General features: G+C 31.9%; 15 protein-coding genes and 1 riboswitch. Of the genes, 11 read left to right on the forward strand and 4 right to left on the reverse strand.

What is annotated here, in order from left to right:
* Window positions 1-110: 110 nt before the first annotated feature.
* The 6 genes from HMPREF3131_RS00660 (at window position 111) to lqo (ending at window position 8,085) form a co-directional block, all read left to right on the forward strand.
* A complete protein-coding gene (locus HMPREF3131_RS00660; RefSeq protein ID WP_070436326.1) occupies window positions 111-317 on the forward strand; it encodes a sterile alpha motif-like domain-containing protein in 207 nt (68 codons plus the stop codon).
* 63 nt (window positions 318-380) lie between these two features.
* Window positions 381-875, forward strand: coding sequence for an antibiotic biosynthesis monooxygenase family protein (locus tag HMPREF3131_RS00665; protein ID WP_070436327.1), 495 nt, complete (start codon window positions 381-383; stop codon window positions 873-875).
* Between the two features lie 131 nt (window positions 876-1,006).
* The gene (gene mbcS / locus HMPREF3131_RS00670; protein ID WP_070436328.1) at window positions 1,007-2,599 is read left to right on the forward strand and encodes an acyl-CoA synthetase MbcS; all 1,593 of its coding nucleotides are present in this window, start codon (window positions 1,007-1,009) and stop codon (window positions 2,597-2,599) included.
* Window positions 2,600-2,812: 213 nt separating this feature from the next.
* Entirely contained in the window at window positions 2,813-5,437 is a 2,625-nt protein-coding gene (ppdK, locus tag HMPREF3131_RS00675) for a pyruvate, phosphate dikinase (protein ID WP_017175437.1), read from the forward strand.
* Between the two features lie 6 nt (window positions 5,438-5,443).
* The gene (locus HMPREF3131_RS00680; RefSeq protein ID WP_017175436.1) at window positions 5,444-6,274 is read left to right on the forward strand and encodes a pyruvate, water dikinase regulatory protein; all 831 of its coding nucleotides are present in this window, start codon (window positions 5,444-5,446) and stop codon (window positions 6,272-6,274) included.
* 314 nt (window positions 6,275-6,588) lie between these two features.
* A complete protein-coding gene (gene lqo, locus HMPREF3131_RS00685) occupies window positions 6,589-8,085 on the forward strand; it encodes an L-lactate dehydrogenase (quinone) (protein ID WP_070436329.1) in 1,497 nt (498 codons plus the stop codon).
* Window positions 8,086-8,432: 347 nt separating this feature from the next.
* Here the strand turns inward: lqo and HMPREF3131_RS00690 are convergent, their stop codons facing one another.
* Window positions 8,433-9,323 (reverse strand): fructose bisphosphate aldolase, encoded by an 891-nt coding sequence (locus tag HMPREF3131_RS00690; protein ID WP_070436330.1) that lies wholly within the window; start codon window positions 9,321-9,323, stop codon window positions 8,433-8,435.
* Between the two features lie 175 nt (window positions 9,324-9,498).
* Between HMPREF3131_RS00690 and HMPREF3131_RS00695 the strand changes: the two genes are divergently transcribed.
* On the forward strand, window positions 9,499-9,990 hold the full coding sequence (locus tag HMPREF3131_RS00695) for a P-loop NTPase family protein (RefSeq protein ID WP_070436331.1): 492 nt from the start codon (window positions 9,499-9,501) through the stop codon (window positions 9,988-9,990).
* Between the two features lie 215 nt (window positions 9,991-10,205).
* Window positions 10,206-11,540 (forward strand): putative glycoside hydrolase, encoded by a 1,335-nt coding sequence (locus HMPREF3131_RS00700; protein WP_070436332.1) that lies wholly within the window; start codon window positions 10,206-10,208, stop codon window positions 11,538-11,540.
* 129 nt (window positions 11,541-11,669) lie between these two features.
* Here the strand turns inward: HMPREF3131_RS00700 and HMPREF3131_RS00705 are convergent, their stop codons facing one another.
* Together HMPREF3131_RS00705 and HMPREF3131_RS00710 are read right to left on the reverse strand one after the other, a co-directional pair.
* Window positions 11,670-12,293 carry an LPXTG cell wall anchor domain-containing protein gene (locus HMPREF3131_RS00705; protein WP_070436333.1) on the reverse strand — a complete coding sequence of 208 codons (624 nt, stop codon included), beginning with the start codon at window positions 12,291-12,293 and terminating at the stop codon, window positions 11,670-11,672.
* Window positions 12,294-12,459: 166 nt separating this feature from the next.
* Complete coding sequence (locus tag HMPREF3131_RS00710; protein ID WP_070436334.1) at window positions 12,460-12,885, reverse strand: hypothetical protein; 426 nt, start codon at window positions 12,883-12,885, stop codon at window positions 12,460-12,462.
* A gap of 146 nt (window positions 12,886-13,031) precedes the next feature.
* A riboswitch (SAM riboswitch) is annotated at window positions 13,032-13,138 on the forward strand.
* A gap of 108 nt (window positions 13,139-13,246) precedes the next feature.
* Between HMPREF3131_RS00710 and HMPREF3131_RS00715 the strand changes: the two genes are divergently transcribed.
* The gene (locus HMPREF3131_RS00715; RefSeq protein WP_070436335.1) at window positions 13,247-14,062 is read left to right on the forward strand and encodes a MetQ/NlpA family ABC transporter substrate-binding protein; all 816 of its coding nucleotides are present in this window, start codon (window positions 13,247-13,249) and stop codon (window positions 14,060-14,062) included.
* Between the two features lie 202 nt (window positions 14,063-14,264).
* Window positions 14,265-15,602 (forward strand): aspartate aminotransferase family protein, encoded by a 1,338-nt coding sequence (locus HMPREF3131_RS00720; RefSeq protein WP_070436336.1) that lies wholly within the window; start codon window positions 14,265-14,267, stop codon window positions 15,600-15,602.
* Between the two features lie 128 nt (window positions 15,603-15,730).
* On the opposite strand, the gene HMPREF3131_RS00725 is transcribed toward HMPREF3131_RS00720, so the two are convergent.
* Window positions 15,731-17,182: an APC family permease gene (locus HMPREF3131_RS00725; RefSeq protein ID WP_049416411.1), complete on the reverse strand. Its 1,452-nt coding sequence runs from the start codon at window positions 17,180-17,182 to the stop codon at window positions 15,731-15,733.
* Between the two features lie 739 nt (window positions 17,183-17,921).
* Between HMPREF3131_RS00725 and alsS the strand changes: the two genes are divergently transcribed.
* On the forward strand, window positions 17,922-19,586 hold the full coding sequence (alsS, locus tag HMPREF3131_RS00730) for an acetolactate synthase AlsS (protein ID WP_070436337.1): 1,665 nt from the start codon (window positions 17,922-17,924) through the stop codon (window positions 19,584-19,586).
* The last annotated feature ends 18 nt before the right edge of the window (window positions 19,587-19,604 follow it).

A 19,604-nucleotide genomic window follows, 5' to 3' on the forward strand; every position in this document is an offset into this window, starting at 1 on the left:
ATTTATAAGAAATCAATTTACATTTTTAAAGTAGAAGTCGAGTTGATATTCTAGTATTAAAGAATGTGTCATGATAGTATTATTCTATATCTAGATATTGGGGTGAGTTGATGAGTTTCTATGATTTTATGCAAGGATTTATTGATGATAAGACCCCATTAGGTGAACTTGCATCATGGATAAATCAAGACCAAGATTTTCCAAAACATGAATATCTTGCTGAAAATATACTTGATTACTTTTCTAAGATGTCGATGTTAGATCATGAATTCTTAGAAATTGTTAAACGTTCCCTTTCGTTATATGAAGGAAGATAGATGTGAATAGCAAAAATAAAAAATGATAGCTTAAAGCTAGTTAAGAAATGAAGGAACAAAGAAATGACTTTAACTGATAGTTATAAAACATATGTCATAGAAGAAAAAGAAGATCAGACTATGTCTATCGAAAAAAATAATGATGTTCAATTATATACAGTACTTGAGTCAATAAATGAGTTAACAAACGATTCAATGTGTGTTTTAAATCACTTGTTTGTTAATGAAGGTAATGAACCTCAATTTGAATCTAAATTTTTAAAGCGCACTAAATATTTACAAGATGTGCCAGGATTCAAAGCTTTACGTTTTTTACGTCCTCAAACTAAGCATCGTCATTATATTATTTTGACGTTATGGAAAGATCGACAATCGTTCTATGATTGGCAAAGTTCAGCCGCTTATGATAAAACGCATAAAAAAAGAGGCACTAAACAAGGTGTCGATAATAAAATAGTTAATCGCGATTTATCTTATAATGTAAGAATAGAACTTGCTAATTTAGAAATGAATGTTGATATAGATAATATATTTAATATTCAAAGATTAAGTTTCTAAAAAAGTAATATACTGGTATAGAAACTTAATCTTTTTTATATTTAAAACAAATACCGCATAGAATTGCATGAAATTAAGATGTATGATTTTATGAACAATGAAGACCTAAAAATTGGAAGGAAAATAAAGTAATGAATCATTTAAATTTATTAGCACCAGAGACATATAATATTGTATCTGAAATAGAAAAACATGCTTCAAATCAAAATAAACAAGCAATTATTTATGAAAATGGTGTAGAAGAACCCATTAGTGTTACATACTCTGAATTAATTAAGAACGCTAATAAAGTAGGCCATGTATTATTAAACCATGGACTAAAAAAAGGCGATAAAGTGTTAATCATGATGCCACGTGCTATCATCACGTATGAACTTTATATTGCAGCATTAAAATTAGGTATTGCAATTATCCCAAGTTCTGAAATGTTAAGAACAAAGGATTTACAATATCGTATTACACATGGAGAAATTAATGCAGTTATTGCATTAGCTGATTTTATAGAAGAATTTAGAGATATAGAAGAATATAATGAATTAACAAAATTTGTGATTAATGGAAATGAAGAGAATTGGATTAGTATTGAAGATGAAAAAGCAAAGCAAAGTGATGCATTAGACATAGCCAATACAACAAGAGATGATGTTGCTATTTTATCTTATACTTCTGGAACTACAGGTAATCCAAAAGCTGTTACACATTCTCATGGTTGGGGATATGCTCATATGAAAATGGCACCTGAACATTGGTTAGCTATAAAAGAAGATGACTTAGTGTGGGCAACAGCTGCACCTGGTTGGCAAAAATGGGTATGGAGTCCATTCCTATCTATTATGGGATCAGGAGCGACAGCATTTGTGTATAATGGTAAATTTAATCCTTCCCGTTATTTATCACTATTACAAAACTTTAAAATTAATGTGCTTTGCTGTACACCAACAGAATACCGTATGATGGCAAAATTAGATAACTTAGATCAATACAATTTAGATCATTTACACAGTGCAGTATCTGCAGGGGAACCATTAAATAGAGAAGTAGTTGAACAATTCCGTAAACATTTTAATTTAACAGTGCGTGACGGATATGGACAAACAGAAAGTACGCTACTAATTGGTTTCTTAAAAGATACAGAACCACGTCCTGGTTCTATGGGTAAAGCTATTCCGGGTAGTCGTGTAGCAGTTGTTGATGATGATGGAAACAAAGTGGATACAAATGTAAAAGGTAATATAGCATTACCACTTGATTTCCCTGGATTATTTAAAGGTTACTTTAAAGATGAGAAACGTACAAAAGAGGCACATGCAGGAGATTATTACATTACTGGAGATTTAGCACATATCGACGAAGATGGCTATTTCTGGTTTGAAGGTCGCCGTGACGATATTATTATTAGTTCTGGTTATACTATTGGACCTTTCGAAGTTGAAGATGCACTCACAAATCATGAAGCGGTAAAAGAATGTGCAGTTGTAGCAAGTCCACATCCAATTCGTGGCAATATTGTTAAAGCATTTATTATTTTAAAAGAGGGCTATAAACCAAGTGATGATTTAGTGAAAGAGTTACAAACTTTCTCTAAAAAAGTAGTCGCACCATATAAATATCCACGTGCGATTGAATTTGTAGAAGATTTACCAAAAACAAACTCTGGCAAAATTCGTCGTGTTGAATTACGCGATGCTGAACGCACAAAATATAACAACGCTCAAAATAAATAATCATATTCACCACACTGATAAATTAGTATGTCACTAATTTATCAGTGTTTTTTTATGATGAGAATACTGATGTATCAGATAACATGAATATTGAAAATTTGTCTATATTTAGAAAAATTAAAAATAAAGATAATTTTAATTGTATTTCACGTGTTATTATGACATACTTTTAAATAATTAGTATGACATAATAAAAATTTGAGGTGATTTATAATGACTAAATATATTTATGCGTTTGATGAAGGACAAAAATCAATGAGAGATGTATTGGGAGGTAAAGGAGCTAATCTATCTGAAATGAAACGCTTAGGTTTACCTGTACCAGATGGTTTCACCATTACCACAACAGCATGTATTGAGTATTTAAAACAAGGTAAGTCATTATCTACTGACATCAAAACAGAATTAATTGATCACTTGGCTTCATTTTCAGAGAGAACCGGAAAAATATTCTCTTCTGATACTAATTTATTACTTGTTTCTGTAAGAAGTGGTGCAAAAATTTCTATGCCAGGAATGATGGATACAATATTAAACTTGGGCTTAAATGATGAGAATGTAGAAAAATTAGCTAAAAAAACTGGGGATAAACGTTTTGCTTATGACTGTTATCGTCGTTTATTACAAATGTTTGGTGAAGTCGTATATAGTGTACCTATGCAAGCATTTGATACATATTTCGAACAGTATAAAAAACAACATCATTTTGAGAATGACGCTGCCATTAGTGCAGAGGGTTTAAAAGAAATTTGTAAGCGCTTTAAGGAAATATATGTAGAAGAAGTACATAAACCTTTCCCACAAGAGCCTTTGAAACAACTGGAAGAAGCTATAGAAGCTGTATTTAAATCTTGGGATAATGATCGTGCTCGTATTTACCGAGATTTAAATGATATTCCACATGACATCGGCACAGCAGTAAATATCCAAGAAATGGTTTTCGGTAATAGTGGAGATAATAGTGGAACAGGTGTTGCTTTTACGCGTAATCCAGTGACTGGCGAAAATAAATTATTTGGTGAATATTTACTTAATGCACAAGGAGAAGATGTTGTTGCTGGTATTCGTACACCTAAAGATATCTCAACATTACATGATCAAATGCCAGAGGTTCATCAAGCATTTGTAGATGTGACAAAACAATTAGAAAAACACTATAAAGATATGCAAGATATTGAATTTACAATTGAAAATGGACAATTATATTTACTCCAAACTCGTAATGGTAAACGTACAGCACGTGCAGCTATTCAAATTGCTGTAGATTTAGTGAATGAAGGTATTATTACTAAAAAAGAAGCAATGAAAAAAGTTGAAGTAAAATCAATTGATCAACTGTTGCATCCTAATTTCGATGAGTCTTCATTAAAAGAAGCAACAGTTGTATCTAAAATGGGATTACCTGCGAGTCCAGGTGCTGCAACAGGTCAAATTGTATTTACTGCTGAAGAGGCGAAAGCACAATCAGATCAAGGTAAAAAAGTGATCTTGATGAGACCAGAAACGTCTCCTGAAGATATTGAAGGTATGATTGCAAGTGAAGCGATTGTAACCACACATGGTGGCATGACGTCTCATGCAGCAGTTGTAGCTCGTGGAATGGGTAAATGTTGTGTGACAGGATGTTCTGATTTAGAAATTAATACGAGTGCTAAGACGGTATACTATGGCAATCAAACACTACATGAAGGAGATATGGTTTCAGTTGATGGTTCAGAAGGTGACATTTATTTAGGTGAGATTAAAACAGTCAATGCTGAGCATAGCGAGTCATTCAATCAATTTATGGAGTGGTCAGAAAAGACAGCTCGTTTAAAAGTACGTATGAATGCAGAAACACCTCAAGATATTAAAGTGGGTTACCAATTTGGTGCTAAAGGCATCGGATTAGTACGTACAGAGCATATGTTCTTTGGGGCTGAGCGACTAGTAGAGATGAGACGTTTCATCTTATCATCCTCTCGTGAAGACCGTCTCGAAGCACTTAATCATATTAAACAATATCAAGTAGAAGACTTTAAAGAAATTTTTAAATTATCAGGTGAACATCCTACAATAGTACGTTTACTTGATCCGCCATTGCATGAGTTCTTACCACATTCTGAAGAGGATATTGCGAATGTTGCGAAGCAATTAAATATTTCAAAGGAAACATTAGATAAACGCATTGTGGATTTAAACGAAGTGAATCCAATGCTTGGACATCGTGGTTGTCGTTTAGCCATCACATACCCTGAGTTATATGAAATGCAAGTAGAAGCGATTATTGAAAGTGTATTTAAATTAAAAGAAGAAGGCATTCAGTGTAAACCAGAAATTATGATTCCGTTAGTGTCTACAGTCGAAGAATTTACTACTTTAAAAGAAAACCTTGTTAAGACTATTGATCAATTAGAAAAACAACATCAAGAAAGCGTAGATTACTCAATGGGAACAATGATCGAAACGCCTCGTGCATGTCTTATTTCAGACGAATTAGCAAAATATTGTGATTTCTTCAGCTTTGGTACGAACGATTTAACACAATTGTCATTTGGTTTTTCTAGAGATGATGCAGGGAAGTTTATAAATGTGTATACTGAAAGAAATATATTGAAACTTGACCCGTTCCAAACATTAGATGAAGATGGCGTTGGAAAACTAATTGAAATGGCAGTTAAACAGGCAAAGAAAGTGAACGAAAATATTAAGATTGGTGTATGTGGTGAATTAGGTGGAGATGCAAAATCTATTCATTATTTCAATCACTTACCAATTGATTATGTATCATGTTCACCATTCCGAATTCCAGGAGCAATTTTAGCGACTGCTCAGAGTCAAGTGGAGGAAAGTGAGTAATCAAAAATGAATGAAGTCGAGTCACAAGCACATAATTTAAAATTATTTATTGTTTCAGATTCAATTGGAGAAACTGCTCAACGTATGATTCATGCAACTTTAACCCAGTTTCCAGATTTAAATAATGTAGAAATAAAAAAATTTCCTTATATTAAAGATGAGGAAGAATTTTTAAATATATTAAATTTAGCGAAAGAACACCACGCAATAGTAGCTACGACATTAGTAAGTGAATCATTTAATGCACTTGGTCACGAATTTGCTAGAGAACATCATATCCCATATGTAGATTATATGTCTGATTTAATTAGCATTATTGAACACGTGACAGGTGAAAAACCATTGATGGAAAGTGGTGCGTTAAGAAAGTTAAATGAAGCTTATTTTAAGCGTATTGAAGCGATTGAATATTCAGTTAAATATGATGATGGTAAGCATTTTTCTGATATAGGCGAAGCGGATGCGTTGATTGTAGGGGTATCACGTACTTCAAAGACACCATTAAGTATGTATTTAGCGAATAAAGGCTACAAAATAGCAAACATTCCTTTAGTACCTGAAGTTAGTATTCCAGACAGTGTTTTTAAGCAAAAAGGGTTACAAGTATTTGGATTAACTGCAAGTCCACAGTATATTGCAAATATACGAAAAAGTCGTGCTGAAACATTAGGTTTGTCGAAAGAGTCTCAATATAATAATTTAAATCGTATAAAAGAAGAACTCAGTTATGCAGAAGAAGTATTTAAAAAATTAAATGCTACAGTGATTAATACTGAGTATAAATCAATTGAAGAATCAGCTTTTTATATTGAAAAGTTTTTACAAAATAATAAATAATCATTATATAAGGTTGTAAGTAAATCATTAAGTGATTGTAATGACATCATGTTATAATAAAACTTTGATCATTCAACTATTCTTACTATTTAACTTATATTGATAAATTTTTTGCTTAATTTAATGATAATGAATTCATTAATTCGAATATTTAAGTTTTTCTGATTTACAATTGACTATATTTGTTTTAACATAGTAATGAAAGACTTAACACATTACTAAAACAATATATTGATTACTAGATATTAGGGAAACAAGAGCAACAGGTAATTATAATATATTGTGAAACATAATTTTTGGAGAGGTGTACAAACATGACAGAATCAAAAGATATGATTATTGTCGGTGCTGGTGTAATTAGTACAACAGTTGCATCTATGTTCAATGAACTTGTACCTAACTGGAACATCGATCTTTATGAACGTTTAGATCGTCCAGGTATCGAAAGTTCAAATGAACGTAACAATGCTGGTACTGGTCACGCTGCATTATGTGAATTAAACTATACTGTAAGACAACCAGATGGTACGATAGACATTGAAAAAGCAAAAGAAATTAACGAACAATTTGAAATTTCTAAACAATTTTGGGGTCATTTAGTAGAATCAGGACAAATTAAAGATCCTAGAGATTTCATTCATCCTTTACCACATATCAGTTTCGTACGTGGTAAAAACAACGTTCAATTCCTAAAAGAACGTTACGAAAAAATGAAAGATTTCCCTATGTTCGATGATATCGAATACACTGAAGACATCGAAGTAATGAGAAAATGGATTCCATTAATGATGCAAGGTCGTTTCGATGATGGCTTAATGGCTGCTAGTAAAATCGACGAAGGTACTGACGTTAACTACGGTGAATTAACTCGTAAAATGGCACATAACTTACAAAACGACGATTCAAACGTAAACGTCAACTATAATCATGAAGTACAAGACTTCAAACGTTTATCTAACGGTAAATGGCAAGTTAAAATTAAAGACTTAGCTAACAATAAAGTCTTTACTAAAGAAGCTGACCATGTATTCATCGGTGCTGGTGGTGGATCTATTCCATTATTACAAAAAACTGGTATCGAAGAAGGTAAACATATCGGTGGTTTCCCAATCATTGGTCAATTTATCGCTTGTACAAACCCAGAAGTTATCGAACAACATGATGCGAAAGTTTATGGTAAAGAGCCACCTGGCACACCACCAATGACTGTTCCTCACTTAGATACTCGTTATATCGATGGCGAAAGAACATTATTATTCGGACCATTCGCAAATGTTGGCCCTAAATTCTTAATTCACGGTTCTAACTTAGATTTATTCAAATCAGTTAAACCACACAATATCACTACTTTATTAGCTGCAGCAGTTAAGAATATGTCATTACTTAAATATTCATTTGACCAAATCATCATGACTAAAGAAGGTTGTATGAACCACTTACGTACGTTCTACCCTGAAGCTCGTGATGAAGATTGGCAAGTATATACTGCTGGTACACGTGTACAAGTTATTAAAGATGATGAAAAAGAAGGTAAAGGATTCATCCAATTCGGTACAGAAGTGGTTGACTCTAAAGACCACTCTATCATTGCTTTACTTGGTGAATCACCAGGGGCTTCTACATCAGTTTCAGTAGCGTTAGAAGTTATCGAAAGAAACTTCGAGCAATATTTAGATGAATGGAAACCAAAAATCAAAAAAATGATTCCTTCATATGGTGAATCATTAATTCATGATGTTGACTTAATGAGAAAAACTCGTCGTTTAACATCTAAACAATTAGAATTAGGTTTCTACGAAAATACTAAATAGTCTCAATTAGATATATCAGCAAAGTCTTTGACTTTGCTGATTTTTTTATAAATTGAAAATGAGTCGTTTGTATAGAAAGATTAAAAAAACGAACGATAAGATGTTTAGTAATTAATTTTAGCAGTTAGCTTGAAAAAACGATGATTATAAATAGAATAAGAGAATGAAGTACGAAAAAATCTCAAATAAGTTTAGAAGAATTGTTCAGTAAAAGTGCAAATAAAATGTTTGATAATTTCTTTAATCAAGTAGGAGAAGTGTTTGGAGAACATAATTACATATTCGAATGTAATGTATAATAAAAAGCCGACTGATTTCTTTAAATCAGTCGGCTTTTAATCATAGTTTTAGTTTTTGTTTACTGAAGCATCGTAGATTGAATCTACTGCATCGCCTAAAGCTTTATCAAATTCTTCTTTTGATTGGCTTGCACGTAAATCACTTGCTAATGCACGTGAGAAGCTTGCAATTAATTCATCATTGTCTTTTAATAATTTGTTTGCTTCGTCTCTGCTGTAACCACCAGATAATACAACAACACGAACAACATTTGGATGATCAGCTAATTCTTTGTATAAGTTAGCTTTAGTAGGGATAGTTAATTTTAACATTACTAATTGATCATCATTTAAAGAATCTAAGCCTTTTTTAAGTTCAGCTTTTAATACTTCTTCGATTTCAGCTTTGTCTTTAGCGTTAATGTTTACTTCAGGTTCAATGATAGGTACTAAACCTTTAGCAATGATTTTTTTAGCGAATTCAAATTGTTGTTCAACAACGTCTTTGATACCTTGTTCATTTAATTCTAAGATGTTAGAACGCATTTTAGTACCGAAGATATGACGTTCAACTGCACGGTCTAAAGTTTCATCTAAGTTGTCGATAGGTTTCATTAATTGAACACCATTTTGCTCTTCAGCTAAACCTTTGTCGACTTTTAAGAAAGGAACGACACCTTTATCAGCTAAGTAGTCACCAGTATATTTACCTTCAACTTCACGATCCATAGTTTGTTCAAATAGAATCGCACCTAAAATTTTATCTGAAGTAAATGAAGGTGAAGTGACAACACGTGTACGCATATCATGTACAAGTTGGAACATTTCGTCATCATTGCTGTATTGATCTTCGTTTACACCATATTCTTTTAATGCTTTTGGAGTACTACCACCACTTTGGTCTAATGCAGCGATGAATCCTTTCCCATTACTTACTTTTTCTAATTGTTCTTTATTCATTATGCTTTTCACTCCTTTAATAACTTTCAATATCATTATCGTAAAAAACAATAATATTCTCAAGTATAAAGTAATTAATTATTGAATTTTCTTAATTAACAATTTACAATTTTATGAAATTACCGTATTTTATACATTTAATGTAAACAGTCAAACATATTCAAAGGGGACTGTTATGAAGCAACGCATATTAGTTATTGGTAGCCCTGGTTCTGGAAAATCAACATTGGCATATCAACTACACTTAAAATATCAACTGCCACTTTACCATATTGATCAAATTCAATGGCTTAATAATAAAAATGTCATTACTTTTGAAGAATTAAAACAAAAACTTGAATCTATTGTAGTCAAAGAGGAATGGATTATTGATGGAAATTATTCTAGTACACTTAGTATGAGATTAAAATATGCAACTAAAGTAATATGGATTAAAGAACCAAGAGTAAAATGTATAGTTAGAGTAATCAAGCGTTACATATATTCATTATTTAACAGAGAACATATCGGAGGAAATCCTAAAACATTAAGTTTTGAATTTATTAAGTACATTTGGGATTTTCCTAAAAATAATGAGCAATTTATCATGCAACAAATGAAAAGATCAATACCAAATGTTCAGTGGATAATCGATGATTCTCAAGCATTATCTTTGCGTCTTCTTTAAGAAATATAAACTAATTTATTTAAAATTTTAATATATGTAAATATTAAATAGAATATTTTATAAAACTTTAGTGTATCGTATATTTTTTGTTGAAATATGCTATTCTAAAATAAGTTAAGTTCTTATTAATTGAAATTAGTCTTTATTTTTAAATCGCTTATATATTATAACTAAGTTCTTAATTAATACTTATATACTTTCTTGGAGGAACAGTAATGAAGAAAAATAAAATTTTTGCTGTATTAACAACAAGTGCTCTATTACTGGCTGCTTGTAGTAACGGAGATAATGCATCTGATAGTGGACAAAAAGATGGAAATCAGAAAAATGAGCAATCTAGTAATCAAAGTGGTAATAGTCAAAGTGATGCATTGAAAAAGAATAATGATAAAAATACAAATGAAAATAAAGTAGAGTATCCTAAAGATGGTGTTAAAGGGATTTATGTAACAAGTAATTCTACACAGGGTGCTAAAATGGATGAGTTAGTTAAATTCATCAAAGATTCTAATTTAAATACCATGGTTATCGATGTGAAAGATGATACAGGTAACATTACTATGAAATTAAATACAGGCAATAAACAAGTGGATAAAAATACGCTTGATATTGTAGATGGTAAAAAATTATTAAAAAAACTACATGATAATAATATTTATCCAATTGCACGTATTGTGACATTTAAAGATACAAAATTAGCAAATGAACACCCTGAATGGACATTCAGAAATAGTGATGGTTCTGTTTGGACAAATGGTAAAGGGGATAGCTTTGTTAATCCATTTATGAAAGAAGTATGGAAGTATGATATTGATGTTGCAAAAGCAGCTGCAAAAGCAGGCTTCCAAGATATTCAATTTGACTATGTACGCTTCCCAGAAGGATTTGAAAATCAAGCAGATAGCTTAACTTATAATAAAGGTGAATATAAAAATAGTAAGATGAGTTCAGGCGATCAACGTGTGGATACAATTACTAAATTCTTAGAATACGCAAATAAAGAATTAAAACCAATGGGAGTCAATGTGTCAGCTGATGTATTTGGTTATTCCGCATTAGTTGAAAATGCACCTGGTATTGGTCAAAGCTTCCCTAAAATTTCTAAAAATGTAGATGCCATTTCATCAATGATTTATCCATCTCATTGGAGTAATGGAGATTTCGGTTTACAGGCACCAGATACTGAACCATATAAAACAGTTAATCGCTATATTCAAAAAGAAAACAGTTTATTAGATACATTAGGTAAAGATAAGCCTATTTCAAGACCATGGATTCAAGACTTTACTGCTTCATATTTAGGTGCTGGTAATTATATTGAATATGATGCAAAAGCGATATCTGAAGAAGTTCAAGCTTTAAAAGATAACGGCGTGAATGAGTTCTTATTATGGAATGCAGGTAATGATTATACAGAAGGCGTTAATTATAATCCTAAAAAAGGCAATGCTAAAGAACAAGATCCTGAAGGAGTAGAACAAACTAAAAACAAAGATGATCAACATTCTGATAGTCAAGATAATGAACAAGCAGATAATAAAAATAAATAATATGGAGACCGTTTCTCGTGTATTAATTTAGTATAGAAATGATTTTTCTTGTAAAATTATTTAAATGAAAGGAGTGAGTCAGAATTTGTTGACTCACTCCTTTTTTATTTATTAAAAATGTTTAGTAGATCAATAAGAATGACTATGATGTTTTCGTTTTAGTAATAATGAAATTCCCATAACTAATAGAAGTGAGGCTAAAAGTTGAGTTGAGTGTTGTTGTGTATCGTCTCCAGTACTTGGGAGTGTTTTAACAGAAGATTGTGATGTTTGAGTATTTTTAAGTGACTTAGAGGATGGCACCTCAGAAGAAGCAACCGTTCCTACATAATAACGATTGAGTTCACGTGCACAATCAACAGAATTAACTTGTTTATCATTAGAAGAGGAAGGTGTTTGAGCAGCTTTAGCGATACCTGATTCTGCATGAATACGTGTATCTTGAAGTTGATTAAAGTCACTATATGTACCATTTTTGTACTCAACTTCGCCATTTTTATAAACTTTATACATTCCACTGCCTTCATTTAATCTATTATGACTTATAATTTCAAAGTATGCGCCTTTGTCAACAGTACGACCAAGTCGTTGTAGATTTGGATTACCTCCACTATTAGATAATGCATCTGTAGCAATTTGTTTAGCATTTTCTTTAGTCACTAAGTCAGCAGTATGTGCTTCTACAGATTGAGTCGTTGTAAGTAGCATTGTACTTGTTAAAAGTGTAGATGCGATGAAAGATACTTTCTTCATAATGAAAACCCCATTTCATTCATGATCAATTACAACTAGAGTGTAGCATTTGAATAGATCAGAAACAGGGTTTTAAAAAAAATCATAATAAATCTTTAACTTAAATTAAAGAATAAATGTTTTGTAAACATTAAATCAATATTTATCACATGATTTATATAAGGTATTAATATTTCTTTTTAGAAAAATATGAAATGGAACAAGCCATTAAAATCATAAAAATAATATGAGCAATCATCCATAAACCGTATTCTGTCCAGCTAAAGTGAAAGAATGAACGCTTTGCCATAGCGATGAGTGACGGATAAAGAGAGACAAAAACAATCATTAATAAGACATAACTTAGTTTATATAATGGTTTAAAGACAAGATAAATAAGTAAGAAAATAAAATATATTAACCATCCTATAAAAATATGAATAGCTAGTTCTAATAATAACGGCGTTTTGCTTGGGTCAATTAAGAAATCAATATTAATTAACAATAAAGTAAGATGAGTCGATTGAACTAAGACATCCATTATAGCCATTGTAATTAATAAGATGATACTTATAACTAAAGCACTAAGACAATGATAAAAATAACGGATCATAATTTCCCTCCTTCTTATATACATAGTATAAGAATATTCCCTGAAATATTAGGTTTAACACTTTTTAAATTTTTAGAATATTAAAAAAACATATTGACCAACGTTTAAATCAATGATAAGTTATTAATAATTCAATAATCTATTAACTCTTATCAAGAGTGGTGGAGGGATGTGCCCTACGAAACCCAGCAACCGTCATGGTATGACATGGTGCTAATTCACATAAAGTTAATCATACTTTAGAAGATGAGAGAAAGTGTATCGATGCTTTCTCTTAATAGTAGAAAGTATTTTTTTATGTCTTAACATATCTAGTAAGAGTAAATGAGAGTTGAAAATTTATAAAAAGGTGTCAATACATATGAAAAAATTAATAGGTATGATCAGTATTGTATTAGTAATGATTACGCTAACGGCTTGTGGAAATCAGAAAGAAGATAATAAAAAAATTACCGTAGCAGCGTCGCCAGCACCTCATGGTGATGTGTTGAAAAAAGCTAAAGAAGAAATGAAGAAAAAAGGATATGATCTAGAAGTCAAAGAAGTTAATGATTATAAGGTGCCTAATAAATTATTAGATAAAGGCGATGTTGATGCGAACTTCTTCCAACACGTTCCATACTTGAATGCTGAAAAGAAAAGTCATGGTTATAAAATTGAAGAATTAGGTAAAGTGTTTACAACGCCTATGGGTGTATATAGTAAAAAATATAAAAATTTAAAAGACATTCCAGATGGATCGACGATTTACGTTTCTAATAATCCTGCAGAAGAAGGACGTTTTCTATCTTTCTTTGTTAATGAAGGATTAATTAAATTAAAAAAAGGCGTTAAAATTGAAAATGCAAAATTTGAAGATATTGCTGAAAATAAAAAACACTTGAAATTTAACCATCAACAAGGGGCAGAGTTTTTACCAAAAACATATGAGAATGGTGAAGGAGCTGCAGTAATTATAAATTCAAACTATGCGCTTGATAATGGTTTAAAACCGTCTAAAGATGCTATTGTTATGGAAGGTAAATCATCACCATTTGCGAATACGATTGCCGTGCAAGAAGGTCATAAAAATGATGAAAAATTCCAAACATTATTAAAAGTTATGCAATCTAAAGAAATCAAAGCGTATATTAAAAAAGAATATGGCGATGATGTTATTCCATACGAAAACAAATAAGTCATAAAAGGTCTCTATTAGAGGCCTTTTATGATTTATATTTATCATTGTTTAAAAGATAGAAACAATATATTTTAATTTTTCTGAAAATATTTACAAATCTGACAATTATTAGTAAGATATTGATTATTATCACAAGAATTGAAGTCAATAAAGAAAGTTAGATATAAGTTGTTGATACTTTGGGAGAGGATGAGTCAATTTGAGTAAAGCAGAGGATATGATAAAAGAAGAGAGCAAGTATTTTGCTACTTCAGGACGTATAAAATATTATCCATTAGTGATTGATCATGGATATGGAGCAACTTTAGTAGATATAGATGGAAAAGAATACATCGATTTGTTAGCTAGTGCAAGCTCACAAAATGTGGGTCATGCACCACAACAGGTAGCAGAGGCGATTAAAAAGCAAGTAGATAAATTTATTCATTATACCCCCGCATATATGTATCACGAGCCTTTAGTGAAACTGTCTAAAAAGTTATGCGATATTGCGCCAGGTGATTATGAAAAACGTGTCACATTTGGTTTGAGTGGTTCGGATGCGAATGATGGTATTATCAAATTTGCACGTGCTTATACGGGACGACCCTATATTATCAGCTTTACAAATGCTTATCATGGCTCTACATTTGGAGCGTTATCAATGTCGGCTATCAGTTTAAATATGCGTAAACATTATGGCCCATTATTAAATGGATTTTATCATATTCCATTTCCAGATAAATACAGAGGGATGTTTGAACAATCTAAATCAAATACTGTTGAAGAATATTTAGCGCCATTAAAAGAGATGTTTGCTAAATATGTTCCAGCTGAGGAAGTAGCTTGTATCGTGTTAGAAACGATTCAAGGAGATGGCGGACTATTAGAACCAGTAGAGGGCTATTTTGAAGCACTTGAAACGTTATGTCGCGAATACGGCATTTTAATTGCCGTTGATGATATCCAACAAGGATTAGGTCGTACAGGTTCTTGGAGCTCTGTGGACCATTTTAACTTTACACCAGATCTCATTACATTTGGTAAATCATTAGCAGGTGGATTACCAATGTCAGCGATTGTGGGTCGAAAAGAAATTATTGAAAGTCTTGAAGCACCAGCACATCTATTTACGACAGGGGCAAATCCAGTAAGTTGTGAAGCGGCTCTTGCTACGATTGAAATGATAGAAAACGACGACTTACTAACAGCTAGTTCTGTAAAAGGAAACTACGTGCGTCAACGTATGAATCAATGGGTAGATCAATACGATTACGTAGGAGATGTGCGCGGTATTGGGTTATCGATTGGAATTGATATTGTTAAAGACAAACAGTCAAAAGAAAGAGCTGCTGAAGAAGCATTGAAAATTTGTAATTACTGTTTTGAACATGGTGTAGTGATTATTGCAGTTGCTGGGAACGTCTTACGTTTTCAACCACCACTCGTTATTACTTATGAACAGTTAGATAAAGCGTTAGATGTTATTGAAGAAGCGCTTCAAGCACTACAAGATGGTGATTTAAATCAATATAGTATAGAAGGACAAGGTTGGTAAAATATATTAAAAGAGCAAGAAAAGACGTGAAGTGAATGTCTTTTCTTGCTCTTTTTCAGTATACTCCCCTAAAAAAACAATTGAATGTTTCTTAAGGGGAGATGAGAAATATAAGTTAGTTCATTATCTTAATCTTTTGGTACGACATAATCATCTTCATCATTCTTTTTAGAATGTTTAATACCATAGAATACATAAATAACAATACCAACTAAGAACCAGATTAATGTATAAAGTTTAGCTTCAAAACTTAATCCCCAGAATACAAGCAAGACTAATAAAAAGGTAATGACAGGTAATACAGGGAAGAACGGTACTTTAAATGCTGGAACTGGTAAATCTTTGCCTTCACGTTTTCTTAAACTATACATTGCAATAGATACAAACATAAATGCAATTAATGTACCTGCTGAAATTAATTGAGCTAAGAAAGCAAATGGGAACATTGAACCAATTAAAACACCGATAACAGTCAGAATAACAAGCGCTCTATTAGGTAAATGTTTATCATTTAATTTGGCTAACCAAGAAGGTAATAATCCGTCACGACCAAATGAATAAAGTAAACGTGAACCAGCTAACATCATACCGATTAATGCTGTAAACATACCGATGACTGAAATAGCTTGAACTACTGCTGCTACTACACCATGTCCACTTTGACGAAGGGCCCAACCTACAGGTTCAGCATTCCCAGCATATTTTGAATAATGGAACATACCAACTAATACTAAAGCTACAGCTACGAATAAAACAATCGCAATGATTAATGATCCTAAAATACCACGTGGCATCGTTTTTTGCGGATTAATAGCTTCAGCTGAGTTGGCAGCAATTGAATCAAACCCTATGTATGCCAAGAAAATCATTGATACCCCTGCATAAATACCTTGCCATCCACCAAAATCACCAGTTTCAGTGACTTTATGCTCAGGAATAAATGGAACATAGTTACTTGCTTGAATTGCTGTTAATCCAACAATAACGAATAAAACAATCGCTAGAACTTTTAAAATAACAAGAATATTTTCGATACGAGCAGCTTCACTCATACCACGAGATAATAATAATGCAGTTAAAATAATAACAATTGCTGCAACTAAGTCTATAATTCCTCCATTTGCACCAAAAGGGTTAGATAAAGACTTAGGTAACGCAATACCTAAAGGAGACACAAGTCCTCTTAAATTGGCTGAAAAACCAGAAGCTACAAAGGCAACGGCAATAAAGTATTCGGCAAGTAATGCCCAACCAGCTACCCATCCAAAGAATTCACCAAATAAAACGTTAATCCAAGAATATGCAGAACCAGCAAACGGCATGGCTGCAGCCATTTCAGCATATGAAAATGCAACTAAACCAGCAACAATTGCAGCTAATAAGAAAGATAAAGCTACGGCTGGACCAGCATGCTCTGCTGCTACTACACCAGGTAGTGTGAAAATCGATGTTGATACAATAGTACCTACACCTAATGCAAGAAAATCTTTAACACGTAACGTACGTTTTAAATGTCCATCTTTACTTTGATAGATAGTGGGATCTTCTTTTCTAGTAAAATTTTTGAAAAAACTGGCCATAATTATGAACCTCCACTAATAAGTTTAAAATTTAATTAATTAGCTTGTTAGCTATATAACATTTATTATCATAGCATAAAAGAACGGTATTTTGTCTAAAATTTCTGAAAATTTCAAGTTTTCTTACTTTTAATCAAACAAGAATACATAACTAGAAAATTTAAATGATAGATTTGATTATATCAGATAAATCTAAAATAAAAACAACAAAAAAGAGTATATTTACTCCAAAAATATAAAAAGTAGTAATTATATCAATATTGGCACTATAATTATAGAAGACAAGTCAAGTCATTAGACCTTTTTAATTGTGTCATTTTACAATGGTTAAAGTATATTGACCTATTCCAATATGGAATGGTTACTATCGAAAATATGTATTTTATTAATGTTTCGATGCGTACTATAATAAGAAACGTAATAAAGTTACAACGTATTCAAATGTTCTAATAAGTATGTCTTACTATCATTCCCTTAAACATGACATATATAATAGAAAACTCCCATCTCATATTTGAATATGTCTAATTAACTGAGGTTACACTTCAACTTTAAAAATTGAAGTTATTTAAATATAAAGAAGCCGCAATTAACATGTGACTAAGTCTTTCCCTCTTTTTCCCTAAAAAAATAGACATGTGTGTGGCTTCTTTTTAATTGGGTATAAAAAAATAGAAAAGTAATTTTGAAATAAAAACTTTAAATTACAAATGTAAACTTGAAAGGATATGAATATAAAATGGCTAAAGAAAACTATTCTGCTGCAGATATGGTCATTGATACTTTAAAAAATAATAATGTGGATTATGTATTTGGTATTCCAGGTGCAAAAATCGACTATTTATTCAATGCGTTAGAAGATGATGGTCCAGAACTTATCGTTACGCGTCATGAACAAAATGCTGCAATGATGGCACAAGGTATTGGACGTTTAACAGGTAAACCTGGTGTTGCATTAGTAACAAGTGGTCCAGGGGTAAGTAACTTAACAACTGGATTATTAACAGCTACTTCAGAAGGTGACCCTGTATTAGCAATCGGTGGTCAAGTTAAACGAAATGATTTATTACGTCTTACTCACCAAGCTGTAGATAATGCTGCGTTACTAAAATCATCAACTAAATATAGTGCAGAGGTTCAAGATCCTGAATCATTATCTGAAGTTATGACAAATGCAATCCGCACTGCAACTTCTGGTAAAAATGGTGCAAGTTTCATTAGTATTCCACAAGATGTTATTTCATCTCAAGTGCAAAGTAAAGCAATCGACTTACCAGAAAAACCTCATTTAGGGGTACCAGCAGATGAAGAAGTGAATGAAGTGCTTCAAGCGATTAAAGATGCTAAATTCCCTGTATTACTTGCAGGTATGAGAAGTTCTAGTGAAAAAGAAACAGAAGCAATTCGTAAATTTGTTGAAAAAACAAGCTTACCTGTTGTAGAAACTTTCCAAGGTGCTGGTGTGATTAGTCGTGAATTAGAAAACCATTTCTTTGGTCGTGTTGGTTTATTCCGTAACCAAGTGGGTGACGAATTACTAAGAAAAGCTGATTTAGTAGTTGCAATCGGTTATGATCCAATTGAATACGAAGCAAGTAACTGGAATAAAGAATTAGATACTGAAATTATCTCAATTGACGAAGTGCATGCTGAAATTACAAATTACTTACGTCCTAAAAAAGAATTAGTAGGTAATATTGCAGGTACAATTCAAATGATGTCAGAAAAAGTATCTGAACCAATTATTGATCAAAAACATTTAGATGACTTAGAAGAATTAAGAGCAAATATTATCGAAGCTACTGGCATTAAATATGAACATGAAGACGGTATTTTACATCCAGTAGAAATTATCAATACAATGCAAAAAACGTTAACTGATGATACAACTGTTACAGTAGACGTAGGTAGTCACTATATTTGGATGGCTCGTAAATTTAGAAGTTACAATCCAAGACACTTATTATTCAGTAACGGTATGCAAACTTTAGGTGTTGCGTTACCATGGGCTATAGCAGCTGCATTAGTACGTCCAAACACACAAGTTGTATCAGTTGCTGGTGATGGTGGTTTCTTATTCTCAGGTCAAGATTTAGAAACTGCTGTACGTAAAAAATTAAATATCATTCAATTAATTTGGAATGATGGTAAATACAACATGGTTGAATTCCAAGAAGAAATGAAATATAAACGTGCAGCTGGTGTAGCATTTGGTCCAGTAGATTATGTTAAATATGCAGAATCATTTGGAGCGAAAGGTATCCGAGTAACAAGTCCAGAAGAACTTGAAGCTGCAATTAAAGAAGGTTACGAAACAGAAGGACCAGTTTTAATTGATATTCCAGTAAATTATAAAGATAATGTTAAATTATCAACAAATATGTTACCAGATTCTTTAAATTAATTTTCTAAAAAATAGGAG

This window comes from Staphylococcus sp. HMSC14C01 (assembly GCF_001808085.1).
Lineage (GTDB): Bacteria > Bacillota > Bacilli > Staphylococcales > Staphylococcaceae > Staphylococcus > Staphylococcus hominis.